General features: G+C 37.4%; 24 protein-coding genes. 7 read left to right on the plus strand and 17 right to left on the minus strand.

Translation table 11 applies throughout. From position 1 onward, the window contains the following. Positions 1-268 precede the first annotated feature (268 nt). The 4 genes from F606_RS0103300 to F606_RS0103315 form a co-directional block, all read right to left on the minus strand. Positions 269-1,141: a hypothetical protein gene (locus tag F606_RS0103300; protein WP_211210019.1), complete on the minus strand. Its 873-nt coding sequence runs from the start codon at positions 1,139-1,141 to the stop codon at positions 269-271. A gap of 92 nt (positions 1,142-1,233) precedes the next feature. Beyond that, the gene (locus F606_RS0103305; protein WP_019552447.1) at positions 1,234-1,617 is read right to left on the minus strand and encodes a hypothetical protein; all 384 of its coding nucleotides are present in this window, start codon (positions 1,615-1,617) and stop codon (positions 1,234-1,236) included. Positions 1,618-1,734: 117 nt separating this feature from the next. After that, the gene (locus F606_RS0103310) at positions 1,735-2,067 is read right to left on the minus strand and encodes a hypothetical protein (protein WP_019552448.1); all 333 of its coding nucleotides are present in this window, start codon (positions 2,065-2,067) and stop codon (positions 1,735-1,737) included. An 84-nt stretch (positions 2,068-2,151) separates the two neighbouring features. Then, positions 2,152-2,565 carry a hypothetical protein gene (locus tag F606_RS0103315; RefSeq protein ID WP_019552449.1) on the minus strand — a complete coding sequence of 138 codons (414 nt, stop codon included), beginning with the start codon at positions 2,563-2,565 and terminating at the stop codon, positions 2,152-2,154. A gap of 669 nt (positions 2,566-3,234) precedes the next feature. Between F606_RS0103315 and F606_RS20455 the strand changes: the two genes are divergently transcribed. Both F606_RS20455 and F606_RS23435 read left to right on the plus strand, forming a co-directional pair. Next, complete coding sequence (locus F606_RS20455) at positions 3,235-3,516, plus strand: helix-turn-helix domain-containing protein (protein WP_019552450.1); 282 nt, start codon at positions 3,235-3,237, stop codon at positions 3,514-3,516. 557 nt (positions 3,517-4,073) lie between these two features. Continuing rightward, positions 4,074-4,211, plus strand: a complete 138-nt coding sequence (locus F606_RS23435; RefSeq protein WP_154651086.1) for a hypothetical protein — start codon at positions 4,074-4,076, stop codon at positions 4,209-4,211. 191 nt (positions 4,212-4,402) lie between these two features. Here the strand turns inward: F606_RS23435 and F606_RS0103325 are convergent, their stop codons facing one another. Together F606_RS0103325 and F606_RS0103330 are read right to left on the minus strand one after the other, a co-directional pair. Then, complete coding sequence (locus F606_RS0103325; RefSeq protein WP_019552451.1) at positions 4,403-4,975, minus strand: ATPase; 573 nt, start codon at positions 4,973-4,975, stop codon at positions 4,403-4,405. Then, positions 4,968-5,159 carry a hypothetical protein gene (locus F606_RS0103330; protein WP_019552452.1) on the minus strand — a complete coding sequence of 64 codons (192 nt, stop codon included), beginning with the start codon at positions 5,157-5,159 and terminating at the stop codon, positions 4,968-4,970. Before F606_RS0103330 ends, F606_RS0103325 begins: the two co-directional genes overlap by 8 nt. A gap of 325 nt (positions 5,160-5,484) precedes the next feature. On the opposite strand from F606_RS0103330, the gene F606_RS0103340 reads away from it, so the two are divergent. Beyond that, a complete protein-coding gene (locus F606_RS0103340) occupies positions 5,485-6,255 on the plus strand; it encodes a GNAT family N-acetyltransferase (protein ID WP_026329220.1) in 771 nt (256 codons plus the stop codon). Between the two features lie 157 nt (positions 6,256-6,412). Here the strand turns inward: F606_RS0103340 and F606_RS0103345 are convergent, their stop codons facing one another. Beyond that, positions 6,413-7,618, minus strand: a complete 1,206-nt coding sequence (locus tag F606_RS0103345; protein WP_019552454.1) for an MFS transporter — start codon at positions 7,616-7,618, stop codon at positions 6,413-6,415. A gap of 311 nt (positions 7,619-7,929) precedes the next feature. Here F606_RS0103345 and F606_RS0103350 point away from each other — a divergent pair, with 311 nt between their 5' ends. After that, positions 7,930-8,922, plus strand: coding sequence for a D-isomer specific 2-hydroxyacid dehydrogenase family protein (locus F606_RS0103350; protein WP_019552455.1), 993 nt, complete (start codon positions 7,930-7,932; stop codon positions 8,920-8,922). A gap of 174 nt (positions 8,923-9,096) precedes the next feature. Here F606_RS0103350 and F606_RS0103355 read toward each other — a convergent pair whose 3' ends face one another. Together F606_RS0103355 and F606_RS0103360 are read right to left on the minus strand one after the other, a co-directional pair. After that, positions 9,097-9,774: an HAD family hydrolase gene (locus F606_RS0103355; protein WP_019552456.1), complete on the minus strand. Its 678-nt coding sequence runs from the start codon at positions 9,772-9,774 to the stop codon at positions 9,097-9,099. Between the two features lie 25 nt (positions 9,775-9,799). Further along, positions 9,800-10,792, minus strand: coding sequence for a Gfo/Idh/MocA family protein (locus F606_RS0103360; RefSeq protein WP_019552457.1), 993 nt, complete (start codon positions 10,790-10,792; stop codon positions 9,800-9,802). Positions 10,793-11,094: 302 nt separating this feature from the next. On the opposite strand from F606_RS0103360, the gene F606_RS0103365 reads away from it, so the two are divergent. After that, complete coding sequence (locus F606_RS0103365; RefSeq protein ID WP_019552458.1) at positions 11,095-12,327, plus strand: EAL and HDOD domain-containing protein; 1,233 nt, start codon at positions 11,095-11,097, stop codon at positions 12,325-12,327. 192 nt (positions 12,328-12,519) lie between these two features. Beyond that, a complete protein-coding gene (locus tag F606_RS0103370) occupies positions 12,520-13,698 on the plus strand; it encodes a pyridoxal phosphate-dependent aminotransferase (RefSeq protein WP_019552459.1) in 1,179 nt (392 codons plus the stop codon). Positions 13,699-13,776: 78 nt separating this feature from the next. On the opposite strand, the gene F606_RS0103375 is transcribed toward F606_RS0103370, so the two are convergent. The 4 genes from F606_RS0103375 to F606_RS0103390 form a co-directional block, all read right to left on the minus strand. After that, on the minus strand, positions 13,777-15,753 hold the full coding sequence (locus tag F606_RS0103375; RefSeq protein WP_019552460.1) for an FAD-dependent oxidoreductase: 1,977 nt from the start codon (positions 15,751-15,753) through the stop codon (positions 13,777-13,779). A gap of 175 nt (positions 15,754-15,928) precedes the next feature. Continuing rightward, on the minus strand, positions 15,929-16,792 hold the full coding sequence (gene pstA, locus F606_RS0103380; RefSeq protein ID WP_019552461.1) for a phosphate ABC transporter permease PstA: 864 nt from the start codon (positions 16,790-16,792) through the stop codon (positions 15,929-15,931). Further along, positions 16,793-17,680, minus strand: a complete 888-nt coding sequence (pstC, locus tag F606_RS0103385) for a phosphate ABC transporter permease subunit PstC (RefSeq protein ID WP_019552462.1) — start codon at positions 17,678-17,680, stop codon at positions 16,793-16,795. A gap of 24 nt (positions 17,681-17,704) precedes the next feature. After that, positions 17,705-18,583, minus strand: coding sequence for a phosphate ABC transporter substrate-binding protein (locus F606_RS0103390; protein ID WP_019552463.1), 879 nt, complete (start codon positions 18,581-18,583; stop codon positions 17,705-17,707). A gap of 175 nt (positions 18,584-18,758) precedes the next feature. Here F606_RS0103390 and F606_RS0103395 point away from each other — a divergent pair, with 175 nt between their 5' ends. Further along, on the plus strand, positions 18,759-20,540 hold the full coding sequence (locus F606_RS0103395) for an ATP-binding protein (RefSeq protein WP_019552464.1): 1,782 nt from the start codon (positions 18,759-18,761) through the stop codon (positions 20,538-20,540). Positions 20,541-20,604: 64 nt separating this feature from the next. Here the strand turns inward: F606_RS0103395 and phoU are convergent, their stop codons facing one another. The 4 genes from phoU to F606_RS22930 all read right to left on the minus strand — a co-directional run bounded on the left by phoU (position 20,605) and on the right by F606_RS22930 (position 25,232). Continuing rightward, positions 20,605-21,276 carry a phosphate signaling complex protein PhoU gene (gene phoU, locus F606_RS0103400; protein WP_245542077.1) on the minus strand — a complete coding sequence of 224 codons (672 nt, stop codon included), beginning with the start codon at positions 21,274-21,276 and terminating at the stop codon, positions 20,605-20,607. 26 nt (positions 21,277-21,302) lie between these two features. Beyond that, a complete protein-coding gene (gene pstB / locus F606_RS0103405) occupies positions 21,303-22,058 on the minus strand; it encodes a phosphate ABC transporter ATP-binding protein PstB (RefSeq protein WP_019552466.1) in 756 nt (251 codons plus the stop codon). 142 nt (positions 22,059-22,200) lie between these two features. Then, positions 22,201-22,896, minus strand: coding sequence for a winged helix-turn-helix domain-containing protein (locus F606_RS0103410; RefSeq protein ID WP_019552467.1), 696 nt, complete (start codon positions 22,894-22,896; stop codon positions 22,201-22,203). A 14-nt stretch (positions 22,897-22,910) separates the two neighbouring features. Next, positions 22,911-25,232, minus strand: a complete 2,322-nt coding sequence (locus F606_RS22930; RefSeq protein WP_019552468.1) for a bifunctional diguanylate cyclase/phosphodiesterase — start codon at positions 25,230-25,232, stop codon at positions 22,911-22,913. Between the last annotated feature and the right edge of the window lie 157 nt (positions 25,233-25,389).

Consider the following 25,389-nt stretch of genomic DNA (forward strand, 5'->3'; position numbering starts at 1 on the left):
TAAAATATGGTAAAAATCAATAAAACAACAGCGAGACCAACACTATTTTTGATAGTCGTTGATCTCGCTGTTGTTTTTATCCACACAATTCTACCAGCCGGAGAAACACTTTTCTCACTGGGTCTCCTGAATGAAGTAAAATACGCTCCCCATGGTTCTTTATGCTGAACTTCCATATAAAATATATTGCCAAATTTCAACAAGGCCGGATACTGCTGTGAAACGCATGAAAATAAACAGGTTAACGACTGCTAGTACCATCATCTGTTTATGAAAATTTGGACTTCTCAAAATATGCAATAGGATTTAATGGCGTTGTTATCCAAATAAGCGGACTCAAAAAATAATGCCATTTGGATTCTCTAAAAGAATTATATCTTTTTAATTTTATTTCAATATCTTTACCTTTTTCAAAATTCATTTCCGTTATGTATTCATTCTTTTTAAATAATAAAGTTTTTATTTTGTCTTGATTAATTTCATTCACAAACTCATAATTGTTTTTATCCATAATTTCAATGCAAAAATCTTCTGTTTTCCTTGCCTCAATTTTATATTCAAACATGAACGCGTCTATTTCATCTACTTTATTATATGCATCACCTATTATGTTTTTAGAATTATAAACCTTTCCATACACTTTAAAAGTGTCTTTGATCTTTTGATTTTCCTGTTTTAATTCTATATTTTTCTGTACTATATTGTCTCTATTTACAAGGTAATAACCTGAAATACACATATTTAAAATAGCACCTATAAATAAAATGAACCCCAAAGTATAGCTAATCCCCTTAGCTATACTTTTCCCGATTTTTGAATCTATAATATCATTATTTGCTATTTCTTTATTCATGAATTGTTTATAAAGTAGTATGATCCAACTCATAGGTATTTCTAAAACTTCATAAAAGGCTTGTCCTTTTAAGCCTTGTTTCTCATAATTGGGCGGTGAACCAATGATACTATATAAAACAAAAAGCCCATTTAATACCATTACTGGTGATAACAATAAGAATAGTACCAAAAATAATATAATTTTAATTAACTTAAACAAGAAACCCTGTATCTTGTAAAAAATTTTCACTGCACCCTCTTTTCCTTTCCAACTAGAAATATGCAGCATCCGTAATAGCTGAACCACTATAGCACTGATATTCTAGCAATCAACTTCCTTATTTCCCGTTAACTTCTTTTGTCAACGAATATAAGAGCCAGTAATTACTAACAATGATACTAGCAGCAAATATCATATCTTTTTGCCAAAACCCAACCATTCAAACCATAGGATGATGATATTGCATAATAACAGTATTGATCCGCTATTAATCTTTCTGCTAATTCATCTTCGGTATTATAAGACATGGGCCAACAATAATTCTTTTTCTTTTTTAATAAATCATTATTTCTTTTTATAAATAAATTAACATCATATTTTTCTATATCAAAAAGAATACTTCCACTTAATTCATTCTGAAAAAAATGCACCAACACATCATAAAAAAAGATATTCGTATTTCTTATCACCCCAGCTTCTTTATATTGTGTATGTAATATTATTTGGTTTTTTTTTAAATCAACTTCATAAGACATTATTTCATTATCATGTATGCTTAACAAATTATCACTCCCAAAATCATGGTACGACCTTCCTGTAGGGCTTTTTCCTTTTATTCGATCACACAATCTATCCAGTTTATCGCAGCCTATCCAGGCTATCATCTCACTACATAGATGTTATTCGCTAGAAGAATATATCATTTTAGCTGTAATAACATTAATTTCATCTCCTGAATTAAGTAGAATGCTCACTTTAAAATATTCACCTTCAGCATTTTCTATACCCAATGTAGAAATATAACATCCTGGTCCCCACGGTTCCTTGTGATTAACTTCCATATACACTATGTTGTCGAAATTCAACAGCGCCGGATACTGATGCGTATCATCCATAATGATAGGCATTTCAAGTGTTCCCGCATCATAATCACAAATAATTCTTGAAATTTCTGCATCATGGAAGTTGATATTTTGAATTTCTTCTATTTTTTCTTTAGTAAAAATAATCACTACTTATCATCACTTTTTTTATTGCCTATTGCTATAGACGTTTTCATAATTCATCTCAATGTTACCAGTCCACTATCTCTTATTTTATTTAGATTGCTCCCATTTACCTCTCAATTTCTCCATGTCGCGTTCTATCCCTGAAAGATATGATAGTGCATACGTTTTTATTTGATTCTGCCATTTCTCTTCACCATATACGTACCCTTCCAAAAAATCAAGCGTACCATTTTTAATAAAAAGTACAAAGCCCGCACCATCTTTCACATTCACTATGTTGGCTATAACATCTCCCAGTTGAATAGGTTTAGATGTTTCCAGTTTGGGCACATTGTTTGGCACATCAAACGATGTAAAAAATCCAGTACCCGAAAATTCACGTTTCTTTATTAAAGCTTTGCGGTATTGATTTCGGAGAATCATTAATTTACCATCTTGACCATCTAAAAGCTTTGTCATTACTTCTTTTTCCATTTCAATAAATGCCCCTGATATTTCCATGTAAATTCTCCTTTAATATTCTAAAATGAATAGTCTTTCAAAATACTGCCATCTTACACTTTTCTTCACAGCTAACGCTTTGTCCCTTGATCAACCTAACATGAAATAAAAACAACTCTGGTTCATTTATAAAATCTTAAAAAATTCTATAAATAGTAACCAGAGTCGTTTCATTAACCATATTATTCACCAATCACATGTAAGATAATCCTCTAAATGTAATGATATGACCAAAATCTCCCATGATTTGTATTGTTAAATAACAAATCCATCTGTTACTACATAATAAATTAATAATTTGCTTTGTAATTTCATATCTTATTCTTTTTATCGATGATTGGGTCTATTCACTTAAACTTTAACTTTTTAAATTTTTCTCTAAAAAGCTCATCCGTTAAAAATTGCCCATTATTCTCGCAACGTCGACTTGGCTAAACCCTAAACCTGTAACAGCCTGTTTGCTTTGCCTGGGTTGACCTCTCTAATTGCATGATTCCCAAATGTAGCATGATATACATTATGCCATACATAGACATCACGTCATTGTTTTCTAAGTTCACAATTTTCATTATTTGCTAAATAGCGTTCAAACTCTTCGCGATTGATCATTAAAAGCACCGCCTTTTTCTTTTTTAAACTCTCTATATCATACAATGGTAAATGTCTATTATGGTGGCACAAAAGCAAAAATATATTGCGAAATATATTAATAAAACTACACAAGCTTACAGCTTGTATGAACGTGATGAACGCGATCCTGATTCAGCAACACTTATTCTACTAGCGGATTTTTTTGATGTAAGTTTAGACTATCTCCTTGGTCGCACCGACCAATCTAAGCCCACTATCCCACCAGTCGAAAAAGCATCCGGTGATTTACCACAAGAAGCTCTCGATCGAATCGAAGAATTTAAAGACTTGATGCGACTAAAATATGGTAAAAATCAATAAAACAACAGCGAGACCAACACTATTTTTGATAGTCGTTGATCTCGCTGTTGTTTTGTCCACACGAAAACCCATATTCTTAATTTATCATCAAAGTGCTCTTAGCATATAAATTACAGAGATGCTAACATTTATCGTAGAAGTGTTTATGGATAAATATTGTATATTCGTGCCAGGTTGACACAACCTGATTATAATAACAAATAAGGCGCCGTTGCTGCTGTCAAAGTAAACATAATTGTACAACTCTATAACCTATGCTATACTTATTTTTAGGTACTACCCAGCGGTAGGCGGTCAATATTACCCCTGAAATGGGGTGATGCCCATGAACGAAACAAACGTGACATTGTTACTCTTTGTTGTTCTTGTGGTACTTTTACAAAAAAAGTAACCGCCCTCGGTCTCCAAACTTAGGCGGTTACTTTTTGAAACAGTTTTAAATTTCGGGGCTGACCGTTTAATGGGTAGCACCTTTTATATTTAATTATACCATCACCTTGATATTACTTCAATATTTCTTTCTTAACTTCTATTCTGCGAAATTTTTGACGTAAGTATTGACTGATCGTATCGATCAACCGAAGTTCAATATAACACCAATAGAAAAAGTATCCTGCGATTTACCACAAGAAACCCTCGATCGAATCGAAGAATTTAAAGACTTGATGCGACTAAAATATGGTAAAAATCAATAAAACAACAGCGAGACCAACACTATTTTTGATAGTCGTTGATCTCGCTGTTGTTTTATTGATACGAAAAACCATAGTCTAAATTTATTATAGAAGTGCTCTTAGAAAATAAATTTCAGTACCACTACAATCTAAAAAACACTTGCAACACAAAAAGATGACCCCTACACAGTTTCCCCGACAAGTCGATCGTCTCATTTATGCATTGCTTTATTTGCATCTGTTAATTTGTTTATATGCTCTCTATCCCAAAATTCATTTTCCCAATAAAAGCAATCATCCTTTCGTTTCTTAAAAATACGAAATGGCTTATCTGAATTATCATATATATGGAAAATATCACATATTTGTAAAAGAGTTGGCACTAGCTTCAATGCTTTCTGATACCTACTAATAATCTTTTCCTGCGGCACATCATGTCCCCCCGCCGCTTTCCTTGTTTTGACTCGCATAACATTGATTATTGAAGCTGCCGTCAATACATAGATACAGCGGATAAAGAAACCTTCCGCTTTTGCTCTTATCAATAAGTTGATATTTCGCTCTGTCGATAATACAGTTTCAAAAGTAAAGCCTTTATGCATATCTATCATTTTATTACGAAGTTCCTCGGCCTTTTGCGCAGCTTCTAAGTCAGTGCAATGGCTGCTACGTTTTATATCGTCAGCATTGATATAAGGTTCTATAATATTTGCCAATCTTGTAATTGTACTTTTTCCGCTCCCATTTGGACCAGCAAATACTATTATTTCCGGTTTCTTATGCATATTCTCTGCTCCCGTCAGGGTATTGTATATAAGGAGCCTTCCTTTCGTGGTCATATTTTGATATTGGCAGCCCTTTAATTGTTTTGATTTCATTTTCAATTCGAACTGCCTCACTAAATCTTTTTGTAAGCTCATCATCTGATACACCACAAGTAGAGTCCAATTCATTTTGTTCATTCTTCATGATCTATTCCCCCTCGTTTATCTTCATTATATAATATTTTTAAATAATTTGACACACTTACATTGCTCTGCATTTTCTTTTTTCACCTTTGTACTGGCGACCACAATATGGAGAAAATCATTCTTCAAAAAATAAAATCAAAAAAACATAGACTTAATTCATCACATAAAATTAAAATTTTTAATCACTACTAACTGTAATATTATTTTTTTAATAAAATGGAGTAAATATACTTATCATACAAGGACCATTCGCTATTTGACTTTAGCAGGCTACAAGAATAAAATTAGAGATATCAATTGATAATAAAGAGGTGTTCATGTTTATGAATCATTCCATCACACATATTGAAGAATTATCTTTAAATGCCTTTCCAGCATTACAAACAGAAGTATATGATGGTTGGATCTTACGGTTTTCGGATGGTTATACGCATCGGGCAAACTGCATTTGGCCTTTATATGAATCCAGTATCGATCTTGAAACAAAAATCAAGCACTGTGAAAAAAAGTATACCGAAAAAAACCTACCAACTATTTTTAAAATAAGTGATGAAAACAATATGGATTTAGATTTTATATTGAATGCTTCCGGCTATCAATTAGTCAAAAATGTTCAATTAATGGCCTGCAATCTTTCACAATTGCCACTCTGGCCTGTGGAAAATATTCATATCACAAAAGGCATGAACGAGTCATGGCTCGATGCCTATATTGATTTCAATGGGACACAGACGAAAAAAGTTCATGATATTGCCGCCCGCATTTTACAAAATGTATCCAGCAATATGTTTTGTGCCGAACTTAGACAAGACAATCAAATTATGGGATTTGGCCGGGTTGTCCTAGATCAGGAAATCATTGCTCTCTACAGCCTGCATATCAATGAAAAATTCCGTCGTCAGGGTCTTGGAATTCAGCTTTGCAAAGCCTTGATGAATATTGGTATTGAACACGGTGCCGGTATCGCTTGTTTACAAGTGGCAAGCGATAATAAAAATGCGATTTCACTTTATGAAAAATTAGGCTTTCAATCAATGTACCATTATTGGTTTCGCGAAAAACGCACCGCCAACAGTAAAGAAATCATTGATTGATTACATGCTGACCATATCAGATGAACCACCCGTTAAGCGGGTGGTTTTTAGTTTCTTTATATGATATTCAAACCTGCTACAGCATAAAAAAATTCAGGTATCGTAAAATATTACGATACCTGAATTTAGTATGCTAACAATAAATAAATTTGCCAACTTATCCTTTGACTAGAAATTTATTTTTCAAGGGAACTGTTAAGGGAATGGTAAGCAGCGCCACTACCGCAACGATAATTACGCAAACTTTTATCCCAACAAAATCACTTATAATGCCATAAACAGAAGGTGATATTGCCCCTGAACCAATCGTTAATGTATAAAAAATAGCAAAAGCCTGTTGTCTTCTTTTTTCCACTACCAATTCTGGAACGCTCCCATAAAGTACGGAGGATGTTCCATTGAGCACAATACCAATAATTGGCGAAAATACGATTGCGGCATGCAGCGGAAAAACAATCATAGCGAAAATACATAAAGTCGTCATGATTTCGGTAATGATCACCGACCGCAATACCCCAAACTTTACAGCCATCATCCCACAGACAAATTTTCCTGCCGCGCCTCCGGCAAAGATCAGCGAAAGTACTAAGCCGGTGGTTGACAGTGCTGCGCCTTTTTCCTGTAGCAAAAACGGTAAAAACGTTAAAAATCCCATCCGCGTTGCACTATCAACGATACCGATCGTGGACAAAGACCAAAACGCTTCGTTTCCCTTCCATTTGAGGTATCCATCTGCAGCGCGAAGTGTTTTGGCTTCCGGAACATTCGTTTTTGGTCTTGTCTCGCGATTATTTAAAAGAATCACGGCAGCTAGTCCCATGCCGAAAAGTCCCAATATATGACTCACGGACATCCAGCTATATTGCATCATTAAATATGCGGCCGCCCCTGGTAAAACCAGTTTTCCGATATCGCCAGCCACATTAAAAGTACTCAATGCCGTTCGACGGGCATTGATACCTGTATAAGCATTTGAAATCAACAAAGAAGATAGCGGATGTTGTACACTGGCTCCAATCCCGCCAACGGCAAGAATACAGCCTAACATAATAGGACTCCCAGCACTATAACCTAGGAAAAAAACAGCCGCACTTGTAAGAAGTATCCCTGATACTAGTAATTCAAACGCTCCAATTCGCCGAGCAAACGAACTAGCTGGCACTTGAAATCCTGCCAGTGTACCAGAAAAAAGCGTCTTTAAAAAACCGATTTCGGTAAAAGATAAGGCAAATTGTGCCTGCCAAACAGGGAAAAAAACATACAACATATCCGTAAAACCATCTTGAATAAAATGAGCCATACTCCCTGTCCATAAAACTTTTTTATGTGCTGCCAACGGCTCGCCCGTATAACTTTCAGCCATTTTATGCCCACCTATCTATTATTTTTAATTTATTCGATAAATATCCTCTTAATTGTAAGACATTGTCTCTCTCTTGGCAAATTCATAACAACTGATTCTGTATTATTTCAACCTAACAAAGACAATTTTTTTAATGAGAAAAATTTGTCATATGATCAACAAAAACAACCATTTCTTTTAAATGTAATAAATTAAACTCAATATAAGAATATTTAAATCGAATATGTTATAATAATCAAATAAGCGAAACGTAATACACACATTCGTCCATTATAAATGTAAAATCAATGTGATAAAAGGGAGCCGATCTGATGCAAAAGCCAAAAATATGTGTCTTTAACTATCGTGATTTTGATGAAGGAGCGTATTTTGAAAAAATCAGCAAAGAATTAAACATTGAACTTGTAATTTGTCCTACTGGACCAACCAAAGACAGCATGGGCCTCGCCAAAGATTGCCAGTGTATAAGCATCATTACAACGCCAATTGATGCTGAGCTTATGGAACAACTTCATTTACTTGGCATAAAAATGATTTCTACGCGAACCATTGGTTTTGATCACATTGATCTGGCAGCGGCAAAAAAATATGACATCGCTGTTAGCAATGCAACTTATTCCACAAATGGTGTCGCTGATTATGCCATTATGTTAATGATGATGTCGGCTAGAAAAATGAAGCACATCATGCAGCGCGCAAATATCCAGGATTTTTCATTGCGAGGTCTGCAGGGCAGAGAATTTGCTGCCCTGACAATCGGCATCATCGGAACTGGAAAAATCGGACAAACCGTCATTCGTCATTTATCCGGTTTTGGCAATCCAATTTTGGCCTGCTCCTTATATGAATCTGAGGACGTAAAGCAGTATGCTCAATATGTTTCTTTAAGCGAATTGATCCAAAGAAGTGATATTATAAGTTTACATACCCCTTTAGATGAAAGTAACTATCACATGATCAACAGCAAAAGCATCACTGCCATGAAAGATCAGGTGATTTTGGTCAATACGGCCCGCGGTGGTTTAATCGATACCGCTGCCTTGCTCGATGCGCTCGAAAGCGGAAAGATAGGTGCTGCTGCCTTAGATGTCATTGAAGATGAATTTTCACTCTATTACAATGACTTGAAATCGCAAGTATTGTCAAATCGGAATTTAGCGATACTGCGCAGCTATCCGAATGTCATCGTCACGCCCCATATGGCATTTTATACCGATCAAGATGTACATGATATGGTATATTCATCCCTAAAAAGTTGCTTGCTAGAAATCGCTGGCGAAAAAAATCCTTGGCGAGTCAATTAAAAAAACGCTACACCCCCAGAGCTTCTAAAATCCAAGAAAATTACCTCAGGTAAGATCAAGAACTATATCCAAGTCAAAAAAGGCGGGATATCCATAGAATCAGCTATGGATATCCCGCCTTTTACATATCGACAGCGTTTTTTTATTGCACTGAAAAAAAATCGTCGACTCTATTTAAATTACCGTATCAGAAAAATATTTTTTAACTTCTAGCAGTGTCTTCATTTCTTTAAATACAAGCTTTTTCGTATCTTCATCCGGTTGTAGTAAATCCGGTACCATAATAACCTTCATACCAGCTCGATATCCGGCTAACACGCCCAGCGGCGAGTCTTCTAAAACAATACAGTTTTCTGCCAAGCAGTTCATTTTTTTTGCAACTGCCAAAAAGATATCCGGTTCCGGTTTCGATTTTTTAAGTTCATCTCCATAAAGGGCATAGTCAAATCTTTTTAAAACATTTGCCAGCGCTAACAGATGCATTGCTGTTTTTCGATTGGACGATGTTGCTACTGCTTTTTTTATTTTATTTTTTGCAAGAAAATCCAATAATTCATAAAGCCCCTCTTTTATTGGAACGCCATTGTCTTCTATATATTGTGCTGCAAATTCTAATTTCTTTACTAAAACCATGTCAAACGGAAACGCTTTACCGAAACGCTGCTGATAAATTTCTTTCACACGAATCAAATTAACACCAATCGTGCGACGAAATGTTACTTCATCTAAAGCATATCCATAAAATTCACATGACTTCATAAAACTTTGAAAGGATACTTTTTCTGTATCAAACATTAATCCATCCATATCAAAAATCACTAAGCTGTTGTGTTCATCTAGTATGCTATTCATGACATCGCTTCTTTCTGGGTAAAGTTTATTTCTTCTCATCTGCCGGAAAGACCAAGCCGATTTCCGCCCGAGCCTGATTCGCCACAGCCATGACTTGCAGTGACTGCTCTAAATACGCATAACACCTTGACAAGTCTTGCCTACGATAAATTTCTTCAAAAACGATAAATTCATGGACCATCCGATGCTCATACAGATTTTCATTGTTTGTTACTTCCTGCTCTTCCACTGATAGAGTAAATGATTCCAATGTATTCGGTGCACCATGAACCCTTATATAACCTTGTGTTCCTTGTATTGTAAGCAGGCTTGGACTGACTGAGTCCTTTGCCCCGACACAAACTGCCGCAAACCCATCATATTTAAGTGTAAGCACACCAGATGTATCAATACCATTAAACCCAATATTTGCCATATAATGCACTTCTTTTGGTGTGCCAAAAAGGCCAATAACAAAATTTAGATTATAAATATTAATATCATATAAAGCCCCGCCAGAAAGTTTTGGATCAAATGCCGGTAATACTTCACCTTGCATATATTTACCATAGCGTCTGGAATATTGTGAATAATTACACTGTACCATTTTTATTTCACCAAGTTCTGGTAAAGCTTTCTTGATGGCTGTAAAATTTGGCAAGTGCAAAAGTGTAACCGCTTCAAATAAAAATAATTTTTTATGTTTTGCAATGGTGACAAGTTCCTGTGCCTCCTTGCTCGTTGATGTAAATGGTTTTTCTACAATAACATGCTTACCTGCTAAAAGTGCCTGTTTTACATAGCTATAATGCTGGCTGTTTATAATACCGATATAAACAACTTCCAATTCGAGATCACAAAGCATTTCAGCGTAATCCGTATATACTTTTGGTATTTTATATTGATCAGCAAGCGCTAATGCTTTATCTTTACTATGTGAACGCGCCCAAATAGCAATACAATGAATCGTTTCCACCTGCCTGAGTGCTTCCAGTGCCTCACTAACAATGACACCTGTTCCTATAATGCCTAATTTCATACAGCTGCCTCCCTCAAAAATAAATAAAGTATCGATCCTATAATAAAAGTATTCGTCAAAAGCTTGTAAAACCCTACGTCAATCTGCCTGATGATAAAAAATACAATTCTATTTTCGTTTTAACAACGTTACAAACTCCACACTATGTATACCGATAATCCCGACTTTCACGAGGCAGGTATTTATTTTAAAATGTAGAATTGTATTAATGAAGACTTCCATAAAATAGGATACGTATTGACTATTGCTTGCACAGTTTCACCTTCACTGTACTAGGCAAGTTACACTGAAAGGAGCTTTTTATGATAAAAGAAAAAGATGTTCATGTAGCACGTCAACCAATTTTCGATGTAAATTTAAATGTTTTTGCCTATGAACTCCTATTTCGCAGTAGTTTTATAAACAGTTATGATGGTACAGATGGAGACCAAGCGACACTAGATGTCATCAACAATAGTTTTTTACTGATTGGTATTGATACCTTAACCTATGGGAAAAAAGCTTTTATAAACTTTACCGCAAACTCCTTGAAAAATAATATTCCAGCGATGCTTCCTAAAGAAATTCTAGGTGTCGAAATCTTAGAAACAGTCATCCCTGATAAAGAAATAATAGAAGCTTGTAGAAAGCTTAAAAAAAATGGATATCTATTAATTTTAGATGATTTTATATTTCATCCAGATTATCTACCGCTCATTGAATTAGCTGATATTATAAAGGTTGATTTTCGGATTACACCACCCGCTGAGAGACGCAATCTTATTCAGCGTCTGGATGGTTATCCAATTAAGTTTCTGGCTGAAAAAGTAGAAACACAAGAAGAGTTTCAGTCTGCTCGTCACCTTGGTTATTCGTATTTTCAAGGCTATTTTTTTTGCAAGCCATTAGTCTTATTTGGCAAGAATCTACCTGGGTACAAAACAAATTATCTGCATATCTTAAAAGAAATCAATCAGCCCGAAGTGGATTTCGCTGCAATTGAAACCATTATCAAACAGGATGTTTCGCTGTCTTACAATTTGCTAAAACTAATCAATTCTCCAATATTTGGTTTTAGAACTACGATTCGCTCTTTGCAGCAAGCTTTAGCCCTTCTAGGACAAAAAGAGTTGATAAAATGGATATCACTCATCGCATTGAAGAGCGTAGCCAATGATAAACCAGGTGAGTTAATCTTGAACTCTCTCATACGGGCAAAATTCGCCGAAAAATTAGCCCAAGAAAAGATATGGCGAAATCGAGTCTCTGATGCTTTCCTGATGGGTATGTTTTCTCATATTGATGTTCTTTTGGATCGACCGATGCTTCAGATATTAAGTGAAATTCCTTTAAAAGACGATATCAGGCAAGCATTACTTGGTCAAGAACACAACGATTTTTCTGTATTATATCAATTGATTAAAACCTATGAAGCTGGGGAGTGGGAACTATATATCCAGTATGTCGAAGAACTCGGTATCGAGGAAAATCTCGTGTTGCAAGCCTACCGTGAATCTTTGATCTGGGCGCATGATTTGCTGCTCGCCAATTATTGAAAAAGTGATTACAAAAACATTGGTTGCCAAGGTTTTTATAACCACTTTTTTTATGCATAAATAACCTAAAAAAAAAGATTATTTACAAGAATTATGATTTATATAATTGAATAAAAAATTCATATATGTTATTATGGCTTTAGTTAAATACCTACTTGCAAATTGATTTTGATAGAAACGAGTTGATTGTTTATGCGTAATTTCATTTCCGACAAAGCGGCACAATTCAATGAATCCGTCATTCGTGAAATGTCACGAGTCGCCAGTGCCAACAAGGCTGTTAATCTCGCTCAAGGTTTTCCTGATTTTCCAGCACCAGATGCACTTAAAATAGCTGCAGCGCAAGCTATTTTCAATAATGAAAACCAATATGCTATCACCTGGGGCACAAAAAAGCTGCGTGATTCTCTGACAGCAAAAATCAAACGTGATTATGCTGTCAGACTAGACCCAGAAAAACAGATCACCGTCTGCTGTGGTTCCACCGAAGGTATGATTGCCTCACTATTAGCCACAATAAATCCTGGTGATGAAGTCATTGTCTTTGAACCATTTTATGAAAATTACGGAGCTGATGTTATTTTATGTGGTGCCAAGCCACGGTATATTACCCTCAAAGAACCGGATTACTGTATCGACAGAGAAGAACTCTCTGTTTTATTCAATGAGAATACCCGCGGTATCATCCTTAATACACCAAATAATCCAACAGGTAAAGTATTTAGCCGCGATGAATTGGAATTCATAGCCAAACTTTGCCAAGAATATGATACGTTAGTTTTTAGTGATGAAATTTATGAACATATTGTTTTTGATCAAGCGAAGCATATACCAATCTGGACACTACCTCATATGTTTGAGCGTACAATCGCCATTAACAGCGTTTCCAAAACCTATAGTGTCACCGGCTGGCGTATCGGTTTTGTTACAGCCTCTCCCGAACTTACGGCTTCCATTCGAAAAGTTCATGACTTCTTGACGGTTGGTGCGGCTGCCCCGCTTCAAGCCGCTGTAGCCACCGCATTCCAGTTCCCGCCAGAATATTATGATAAGCTTTCGGCTTTTTATCTGGAGCGGCGAAATTTTTTGGTAAAGGTACTCAATGATGTCGGTTTTAAGTGTATTGTACCAAATGGAGCTTATTATATCATGGCAGATATTACGAATTTCGGCTGGGATGATGATATTGAATTTGCTTTCTATCTGACAGAAACAATCGGCGTAGCTGTAGTTCCAGGTTCTACTTTTTATCGCAATGATGTACCCGATGGGAAAAAATATGTGCGTTTTTGCTTCTGTAAAGAATTTTCTACATTAGAAGCTGCCGCCAAACGTTTAGGCAAACTTAAAAACTATCATAAAGAACCATAAAAAATTCCTGGTGTGAATTAAATAATTCACATCAGGAATTTTTTTTAGTGCCTTGCTATTTTTGTTTTTTCATTCATTTTAAATATTATTAGCAATTTCATAGCCATCCCAAATTGCTTTCATTATAGTTCCTACTTGACGACCATCACCAATTTCATAGACAACCGCTCTGCTCTGTTTCAGTTCAGATGCTATAGATTTTCTTGGTCGGAATCCAACAGCAATTACAACAGAATCAGCTTGTATATCCATTTCACTTCCCTCTGCCGCTAGAACAATTCCATGATCTTTAATCTTTACAATTTTATGTCCATTTAAAACTTTGATATGATGATGCTCAAACAGGTCAAAAATCATTTGTCGGTTCGGAACCGGAACGGGAATGCCCGCCGAAAGGATACTATCCAACGCTTCAACAACCGTAACATCGTGGCCCTGCTCAGAATAGGTCAAAGCCATTTCACACCCCACCAAACCGCCGCCAACAATAACAACCTTGTCACCAATTTTCTCTGGATGGTTTAGTGCATCTATACAGCCAATCACTATGTTCTGCTCAATTCCAGAAATTTTCGGTATAATCGGTTCTGCCCCAACAGCAAAAATCATGACGTCTGCCGGTAATTTTTCCAGTTGTTCCGTATCAATTTTCGTTTCCAGCTTTATTGTCACCGGCAACTCTGCGAGTTCTCGTTGATACCATGCATTTAAGTCACGAACTTCTGTTTTGAATTTATGCGATCCACCAGGAATCAAATTACCACCCAACGTTTTTTGTTTTTCAAACAAGGTCACGTGATGGCCGCGCTTTGCTGCCGTGCGTGCAACTTCCATTCCAGCAATACCACCACCGACAACAACAACCTCTTTTGTCTGCAACGAAGGCTTTAGCCCATGCCTACTCTCTCTCATTGCCGCTGGATTCACAGCGCAGCTAGGCTGCAAACCTTGTTGTAGTCTCGTAATACAGCCTTGATTACAGGCCAGGCATGGACGAATTTTATCCGATTGTCCCGTTATCACTTTATTCGGATAATTCGGATCAGCCAAGGCCGCCCGCCCCATAACAATAGCATCTACCTTGCCATCTCGAATTGCTGCTTCGGCAAGATCCGGATCATTCATACGTCCACCGCCTAAAATAGGAATATGCACAGCAGCCTTCGCTTTTTCTGCCAAAGCTATTGTATATCCTTTTGGCATATACATTGGTGGACAAGCATAATAAAAAGAGTCATAAACGCCTGCATCAACACTTAGCGAATCATACCCATAACTTTCTAACAACTTGGCGATATGTATTCCTTCTTCTAAAGTTCTTCCGGCTTCTTCTTCCCCGGTCAGAGATGCTTTACCAAACCCTTTAATAAAGGTTTTTAGTCCCAAGCGCATACTAACAGGATATTCTTTTCCACAAACCTGTTTTATGCCTGCAAGAATTTCTTTTGCTGCCCGCAGACGATTTTCCAGACTGCCGCCATATTCATCGTTTCGATGGTTCATTAAACTCATGGCAAATTGATCAAGCAAATAGCCCCAGTGAATAGCATGTACTTCCACGCCGGAAAACCCTGATTCTTTAGCCAGCTTCGCCGTCTTTACTACAGCATTAATTTTTTTCTTGATCTGTTCATTTGTTAAGACGGGAGAAAGCATGCCTGTTTGACCAAAAACAGGAACTGCCGATGGTGCTGGTAATTCAGGATAATTTCGTCCTAACCCCATCGTAATTTGGGCAAAGATCTTAGCTCCGTAAGCACCTGCCCGTTCATTCAATTCGGTTGCAGAAAATTTAAATGCATCGGGTGTCTGCAAAGGACTTGGTCCAATTCCAGAATAAGGATCTACCTCATAATCTGACACAATTGCTCCCGTAAAAATCAAACCAAATCCACCTTTAGCACGTTCCACTAAATATTGGATCGCATTTTCACTAAAACCTCCCTGTGCACTATAATGCTGATTTCCACCTATTGGCGCCATGCAAAATCTGTTTTTCAGCGTCAAACTACCAATTTTAAAAGGTTTACATAAACATTCATAAGAGTTTCCCATATTTTCCTCCTCAAGTATTGTTTGACATACCTATCTTACATAATTACAATTATACACTTTCACTCATTACATAACCATACGCAGCAAGACTCCATCGATAAAAATTTAGCTAAAAAGGCAAAAAAATTTAGGGTGTGAATCAAATGATTCACACCCTAAATTTTATTTTAGCGCATTATAGATGTTTTACAACACCCATGCGTTTTTGTAAGATTTTCAACGGTATCATAAACAAGAGGTTAAAACATAAGATTGTTATGATCAGTAACGCACCTATGCCATCCGCAATCGTAACCCGATCCGGTACAAGCCCAGTTGACATCAAATACCACATATGCACGGCCAACGTTTCACCAGCGGCAAAAAAATTCGTATCAGCCTGGTAGCGTGAAACTGTTGTACCTGCCGTAAAGATCAAAATAGCCGTTTCTCCCAAGGCTCTGCCAGCCGTTAAAGTAATGCCTGTTATGATTCCTGGCAATGCACTTGGTAAAATAACTTTCCAGATTGTCTGGAGTTTCGTTGCTCCAAGAGCAAGACTGGCTTCACCGTAAGCTTTCGGTACCGTACGGATTGATTCTTCCGTTACCCGCACAAGTACTGGCAAATTTAAAAGAACCAAGGTCAACGCCCCGCTAATAATGCTGAAGCCAAATCCTAGAAAATTAACAAAAATAATCATCCCGAAAAGCCCCAGCACAATTGACGGTACGGTAGCCAAACTTTCCGTGCTAAGCCGAACAATTTTCGTCAAGCGTGTTTCTCTGGCATATTCAGCTAAATAGATCCCCGCACCAATTGCTAGTGGAATTGAAATTGCCAAAGACAAAAAGAGTAAATAAAAAGAGTTAAACAGTTGCGGTCCGACACCGCCACCGGCCTGAATATCACTTGGTTTGCCAAACATAAAGTCAAACGACAGCACTGGTAACCCTCTATAGAGAATATACCCTAGGAAAAAGATTAAGATTCCTAAAATCATAAACCCGACAAGCCACATAACAGCTGTAGCTACTGAGTTCGTCAATTTTGCATTCATTTATGCATACCTCCTTGAGCCCAGTCGCCGAATCAGCAAAATCATGCCAAGAGATATGACAAGCAGCACTAAAGCCATGAGAAATAAGGAGTTGCCCCAAACAGAACCAAATGGTGTATTTCCCATCTCAACAACAATATTGCTGGTAAGTGTTGATGTTGATGAAAAAAGTGTAGTGGCAACCATAGGCGTATTACCAATTAACATCTGTACCGCCATGGTCTCGCCAATTGCCCTGGCCATGGCTAAGATAATTGCCGTGAGGATTCCTGGCAAGGCTGCTGGAACCAGCACATGAAATATGGTCTGCCAGCGCGTTGCGCCGAGTGCCAAGGATGCTTCTTCCATCATCGATGGCACAGAGCAAATTGCATCTTCGCTGATACTGATGATAGTTGGTAAAATCATGACGGCCAGTACGACAGCCGCCGCCAGCACACCAAACCCTGATTTTACATGAAAGACTTCTCGTAAAAATGGCACCAACAAGGTAAGCCCAATATAACCGTACACAATCGATGGTATTGCTACATATAATTCAGTAGCTGGACGCATGATTTCCCTAAGCCAGTTTGGTGCTATCTTCGCCATAAATAAAGCCCCTAAGAGTCCTAATGGAGCGCCGATCAGAACCGCCAGTATGGTAACAAGAAGTGATCCTACAATAAAACTAAGTGCGCCAAACTGATGTCCCATGGGATTCCATTTACTTGTGAAGAAAAACTCGAATGGACTCACTTGGCTAAACGTCATCAAACCTTGTTTGCCGACAAAGAATATGATGGAGAAAATTATCAGTGCCATCAAACACGCACTGGCAATAAATAGGTATTTAACATACCGATCATAACTGAGTCTTCGCTTGTGATTCTGATCTTTGCTGTACATTATAACATCCCTTCTAGCTGTTTGTTACTTTTTCAATTTAGTAATTGCAATAAAGCCCAGCTTTTCTACTTGTGCATTTTGGAATTCATCACTCATTACATAGTCAATAAATGCTTTGACTGCGCCTGTAGCTTCACCCTTTGTATACATATGACCATAACCATAAATTGGATATTTACCATCAATTATTGCCTGCGCCGAATATTTAACGCCATTGTAATTCAATACTTTAACTGTGTCATCTGCATATGGCGCATCTACGTAACCAATAGCTCCCGGTGTAGTTGCAATCGCTGTTCTTAAAGCACCGTTTGAATCTTGAATAACTGCTTTATCGGTGAATTCAGCACCTTTTAAAACAACATCCGCAATGGTTGCACGAGATCCGGAAGATTTTGCCCGATGAATCAAAGTGATTTCTTGATCGGCACCGCCAACTTCTTTCCAGTTTGTAATTTTCCCTGTCATAATATCAATAACTTGCTGCGAAGATAAGTTATCCACTTTTACATCTTTATTTGTTATAAACACAAAAGGTTCAACAACAACTTTATGATCGACAAGACCTTTATCTTTATAGTCTGCAGGAAGATCAACATCCGAGTTACCAATTTGTACAGCACCTTCTGCCACTTGGTTCATACCTGTGAAGGAACCACCGCCAGCGATATTTACAGTTACTTTCTCATGTTTCTTTTGAAATTCTTCCTGTGCTGGTTTCAAAAGTGGTAAAAGTGCGGTCGAGCCTGATGCACTAATTTGTCCCGTAAGGACTGCATTATCCTTATCAGCACCAGATGTGCTCGCTGCTTTATCTCCACCGCCGCATCCAGCCGTCATAACAGCTCCAATCAGTAAAGCTGCTGCCATTGTAAGTAATTTGCTCTTTTTAAATGAAATCATTATTCCATTCCCTCCTGAATATCTTTTATATCTTTCCCTTCCTATATTCTAGCGTAGAGACTTCGTTTTGATGTTAAGGGTTTGTTAAGAAATTGTTAAAACCGCTATACAAAAAAAACGCTTATGTTACAATAAAATTGATATTAGTAATACCCACACAGAAAGAAGGTCCTTTATGCTAAAATCAAAAATCAGCCGCCGTTTGATTTTTTCATTTCTGCTCATTACAATTACATCCCTATCATTACTTGGAATGTACCTCTTGCAATTTTTTTATAATGAAAATCTCAAAACAAAAACTGAAAATCTCATCATAAATGCTCGAACGATTGAAGTTTCGCTTGAAGATGCACTTTATAATCCAGCAAAACAAGATTATGTAAACAATGAAATTCATAAGATCAGCGATGCCACAAATCTTCGCATTACCATTATCAATGTAAATGGCCAGGTGATCGCCGATTCGTGGGAACAGACGGAAGAATTAGATAATCATCTCTTACGCCAAGAAGTACAAGATGCCCTCCATAAAAAATATGGTACGTCAATCCGTTATAGCGACACCATCAAAGAAAACATGCTCTATGCGGCAATGCCAGTTTATCAAAACGATGAACTAGTCGGCATTGTAAGAACCGCTTCTACTTTATATCCGATTGAAAACTCATATAAACATATTCGGAATACCATTTTTACAGCACTTTGTATTACAATCATTCTGGCCGTCCTATCTGGTTTTATTCTTGCTTATCGACAAATAAAACCCATTCGGCAAATGATTGAAGATGCCCAAAAAATTGCCGATGGTGATTTAGACAGGCGTATCTATATCTATACCAACGATGAATTAGAAGTTCTTGCCCAAACCATCAATAAACTCACTACCAATTTGGAAGAAAAAATTAGCGAAGCCGATGCTGAGACGCGTAAATTATCTTTGATTTTAGAAAATATGGATAACGGTGTCATGCTGCTTGACACCCAAGGTAATATTACAACAGCCAACCAGCGTGCACGTGATCTCTTTCGACTCACCCCGGATTTAATGAAAAAACAAAGTATTAACGCCATCGGCAGCACCCTTCTCAGTGAAACAGCCAAAGAAGTCCTCAAAACGATGTCGACAAAATCCATCGCCTTTAAAATCAACATCAATCATACAAAAAAGACATTTGATGTATTTTTTGCCCCGATTATAAACAGCGACAATACTGTAATCAGCATTCTCAGTGTATTTCATGATATTTCTGTTTTGCAGGAAATGTCAACCCGTCAGACTGAATTTGTAGCAAATGCATCCCATGAGCTTGCTACACCTCTGACATCCATTTGCGGCTTTTCCGAAACACTTTTAAGCGGTGCTTTAAAAGACCCTGTACTTTGTGAAAAATTCATTACCATCATCCATACCGAATCTGAACGAATGGATCGTTTGATAAAAGATTTATTGCAGCTTGCCAAACTAGATAGTAAAGAATACCGTCAGCAAATCAAAATTGAAAGTGTCGATCTGAAAGAAGTATGCCTGGCTGTCAAGTTAAAACTGCAAGCTCAAATTGATAAAAAGGCTCAAAGTCTTCAACTAAATCTTCCCGTAGAGCCAGTTATCGTTCAGGCAAATACCGACTGGATCATGCAATTATTGATGAACCTGACTGAAAATGCGATTAAGTATACACCAGAACAAGGACAAATAACCCTCACTTGCACACTCGATCAGAATAAAGTTTTTGTAAAGGTTAAAGACAATGGGCTGGGGATTGCCCCCGAAGACCTGCCTTTCATCTTTGAACGCTTTTATCGGGCTGATAAATCTCGCATCCGCCTTGATTCAAGTGGGGGTTCCGGTATAGGTCTCTCACTTGTACGATTTATCGTTGAATTATTCGGCGGTCAAATCTTTGTCGAAAGCCAGCTCAAAGTTGGCACTAGTTTTACGTTTTATCTACCGAAATAAAAAAAAGAACCAAAGAAAAGCCAATCCTAATTCGCAGCCAGCGAGTTAGGATTGGCTTTTCTGCTTATTTTTCAGGTTTTCGAATACGTTCCGCTGTTTCTAAATAAATGACCCATTCAGCAATATTCGTTGCATGGTCACCGATACGTTCAATATAACGAGCCACAAAAATCAATTGAGTTGCTTGTTTTACTTTTACAGCATCATCGCCAACAAATTGTGACAATTCATGAAAAGTTCGAGCAAACAATAAATCGATTTCATCATCCATCTGGCAAACTTCTTCCGCCAATTTAAGATCGGCTGTCTGGTAAGCTCGAATGGCCAGCTCGGTCATCCGTCTGGCACTTTCCGCCATTTTTGGAATATCAATCAATTTTTTAACAAAGGGTACTCCCTCTAATTCCAAAACTGTCTTTGCTATATCATAGGCATGATCACCGATCCGCTCCAAGTCTGTAGAAATTTTAAAACCTGTAGCAATGACCCGCAGATCCCTGGCGATCGGTTGTTGTTTTGCAATGAGCAGCATGCAGCGATCTTCGATACCAATCGTCATCTCATCAATGATATCGTCTTCCTTCATGACTTTTTCCGCCAGCTCTTTATCCATACCAAGCAAGGCCTGCATCGCTAATCCTAAAGCAACATCGACAGCCTGCCCCATCTCTGTTACCTTTTGCTGCAAGAGATCCAATTCTTCAATATAACCTTGCCGTGTAACTCTAACCATCATTTCTACCCCCTTAGTCTTTTCAGAAATCAACCAAAACGACCAGTAATATAATCTTCTGTTTTTTTATTCGCTGGTTTTGTGAAAATCACATTTGTCAGATCATGTTCAATCAATTCACCATTTAAGAAAAACCCTGTATAATCGGAAACACGAGCCGCCTGCTGCATATTATGCGTAACCATGACGATTGTATATTTTGCTTTTAATTCAGCCACCAATTCTTCAATTTTCATTGTCGAAATCGGATCAAGTGCCGAACAGGGTTCATCCATCAAGAGTACTTCTGGTTCAACAGCAAGGACTCTGGCGATGCAAAGTCTCTGCTGCTGCCCCCCGGACATCCCCATAGCCGATGCCGAAAGACGATTTTTCACTTCTTCCCAAAGAGCGGCCCCTTTAAGACTGCGTTCGACAATTTCATCAATCAGGACTTTATTGGTTATCCCATGAATTCGGGGACCATACGCAATATTATCATAAATTGACATAGGAAATGGATTGGGGCGCTGGAAAACCATACCAACGCGTTTTCTAAGATACACGACATCTGTATCTGGTTGATATATGTTAACACCATCGAGTGAAACTTCTCCTTCAATCCGCACATGTTCAATTAAATCATTCATCCGATTCAGTGTTTTCAAAAATGTTGATTTACCGCAGCCAGATGGACCAATCAGTGCCACAACTGAATGTGGGTTCACGACAAGCGATACATTTTTTAGTGCCTGTGATTCACCGTAATATAAGTTCAGCTTCTTCACCTGCATTTTATAATCCATAATCATTTCCTCCAGTCAAAAAACTCGCTATAGGAAATATACCATACCACTAAATACAGGTTGTTAAGCAAATGTTAAGTTTTTGTAAACAAAAACAAGGTATAGACAAATTTAAACTGTCTATACCTTGTTTGACTGATGTTTATTTATCTTTCATAGCAAAACGATAGCCCACACCGCGCACGGTTTCAATCGCATCACTTATTTTGGGAACTTCGGCAAGTTTGGCCCGAAGATGACGAATATGAACATCTACCGTACGTGTATCACCATAATATTCATAGCCCCAAATCTTCTCTAATAGTTCATCTCGCGAATATGCTTTCCCAATATTTGTTAAAAACAACTTTAATAATTCGTATTCTTTCGGTGTCAGAGCCAAAAGTTCTTGATTCAAAAATACTTCGTAACTCGAAAAATTGATTCTGAGTGGTCCGACAATCAGCTCACTATTCGGTAAATCATCTCGATTGCTGCGGCGCAGTACGGCTTTAACCCGCGCAATTAATTCCCTCATGCCAAATGGTTTGGTCATGTAATCATCAGCACCAAGTTCCAGTCCCAAGACCTTGTCGATTTCATCCGACTTAGCAGTAAGCATAATCACGGGGATTCGTGCCGTCTTATTTTGACTTTTTAGCTTGCGACAAACTTCAAATCCATCCAACCCCGGAATCATTAGATCCAATAAAATTAAATCCACTTTTTCTTCTGCGGCCAGCAATGCACTAACCCCATCAGCGGCTGTCAAGACTAAATAACCGGCATTCTTCAAATTATATAAGAGCAGTTCACGAATGGATATATCATCATCCACAACTAAAATTGTCTGCTGCATTTTCTTCACTCCATTCAACTGCTTTGCTTACGAAACGAATCAAATTCTTCCATATCCATTGGTTTTGCATATAAGAAACCTTGTGCAATATCACAAGAAATCCCCCGCAAAAATTCAGCTTGTTCTTGGGTTTCTACCCCTTCACAAACAATTTCCATTCCCAGTTTCCGGGCCATTTCTACAACCTGGGCAATAATAATTTGGCTTCGTTCTGAATTGGCTGTCTCATCCAGAAACACCTTGTCAATTTTCAACGTATCTACCGGTAATTCTTTTAGCAAATTCAAAGATGAATACCCTGAACCAAAATCATCCATTGAAATAGATACTCCAAGCCCATGCATCTCTTTCATCATTTGAATCAAACGGGAAGTATTATCAAAAAACATACTTTCCGTTAATTCCATTTCAATAAATTTAGCTGGAATATTATATTTTTTCAGTACGCCTGCCAGTCGTTCCATATAAAAAGGCTGATTAATATGAACACGAGACTGATTGACCGAAATGGGTATCGGCAAAAGTCCATTATCAAGCCATTCTCTGATTTTCTTACAAACCTCTTCCAAAATATAAAAATCGATTTCAATAATAAAACCATTTTTCTCTAGAATCGGCACAAATTCATCAGGTCTCATAAAGCCTTTCACGGGTGAAATCCATCGTACTAAAGCTTCTGCACCAACAATTTCCAGTGTTTTTAAATTAAACTTAGGTTGTAAATAAGCCTTAAATTCACCATTTTTCAGAGCACCTTTCATCATTGCTTCCATTTCATTTTGATGTACAAATGTCTGCATCAGTGCATCATCATAACAATGCAGAGATTCCACTGCATTATCACGTCCCGCTTTTTGGGCTAAATTGGCCTTATCAATCATCGACATGATGGCTGATTTCAGGGGACGTTTTTCTGCCTCATACAGGTTGATCAGCGGTTCATCAATATTAGCTTGACAATCCGTTTTCTGTGGTGGTATCAGATAAGCTCCTGCGGTAATATGAAGTGAAATATTCATATGTATTGACTCATATAAATGGTCCTGCATATAAGATTTAACCATCGCATGATATCGAGTGAATTTTTTATCGTCCAGCTCATATAAAAGGATAAATTTATCACCTGAAACACGAGCACAGGCTTCTCGGTCGTTCATTTTACGTTTAATCACATGAGCCAATGAAATCAATATTTTATCGCCAGCAGGATATCCGTAGGTCTCATTAATATATTTGAAATTTTGAATATCCAACGAAACAAGCGCATACTGATCTACGGCATATTTTCCCAAGAGCTGCGCTGCTCGAACCCGAAATCGATTTACATTATCGATGCCTGTCAACGAATCAATATAGGCTAATTTTTCAATACCACGCTGTGCTTTATCTCGTATGTAAAGGATATATAATGCCATCCCCATAAGACAAGTGACAATCAATCCACATAAAACCATTGTCTTCATTAAGGACTGTTGTCCTTTTGACATTACCGTATTTGTATCAACAAAGGTCAACAAAATCCAATTGTTTATTTCACCACCAACTTTATGATACCCTATGTAAGTTGGAACACCGTTGACTGGACTAAGCACAATGCCCGATTTACCAGCTGCCAAATCAGCTTTGATCTTATCCACAAGTACCAAATTCTCATTTGCTGTTACTTCTTCACTCGTCATTCGGTTATATAAATTAAACGATTCATGGTCACCGCTGCGACTTGGCGAATTTAAAATCACATTTCCTGCCGCATCCATTATGTAACAAGTTCCATCTTGCGCATAAAAATTATTGAGTAGTTCCGACTCAATGATTCGAACTGATTTTGTCATATTCACCGTACCGACAATCTTTCCATTTAAAACCAGTGGAACACTATAAATAATAAATCGCTCATGCGTCAAGGGATCTTGAAAAGGCTTAGAAATTGAATATTCCCCAGACATCGCTTCATTAAAATAAGCTTCCTCCTTAATGTTTTGTCGTATACCATCTGCTGCAATGGTCGTTCCATCGGCTTTGCTGACAGTTAGTTCTTTATAATCATGTTGATTCGAATAAGTACTTAAATAATTTTGGAGTGCTTTTTGATCATTGAAATAATTATTTTTCCCGATCCGTGCCGCACCTTCAACAAGCCGCCTCTGATCGACTTCAATTCGATTTTGAATCATATCCGTTCGCTGCGTAAGCAAAGTGTCGATTTCCTGTGTAAAATTTTGCTGTATTGCTGATCGAACACTACTTACATAATAGATACAAGAAATAATACAGGCAAAAAGTAATACATAAATGATAGTTAAAGCTTGTCTGTTTGCACTGTGTCCTTTAAGCATGTAACCAACAACCCCAAACCAATTTCAATATCATAAAAGAATGCTCATAAAATTTTTACATTCTAATATAATCATTATTATAAGTTCATTTTTTTAATAAGTCCAGCCCTTTCAATGTCAATCTAAAACAAAGAAGACCTCCCGCTCCGTCAAAAAT

It is taken from the genome of Propionispira raffinosivorans DSM 20765, from assembly GCF_000381065.1.
GTDB lineage: Bacteria > Bacillota > Negativicutes > Selenomonadales > Selenomonadaceae > Propionispira > Propionispira raffinosivorans.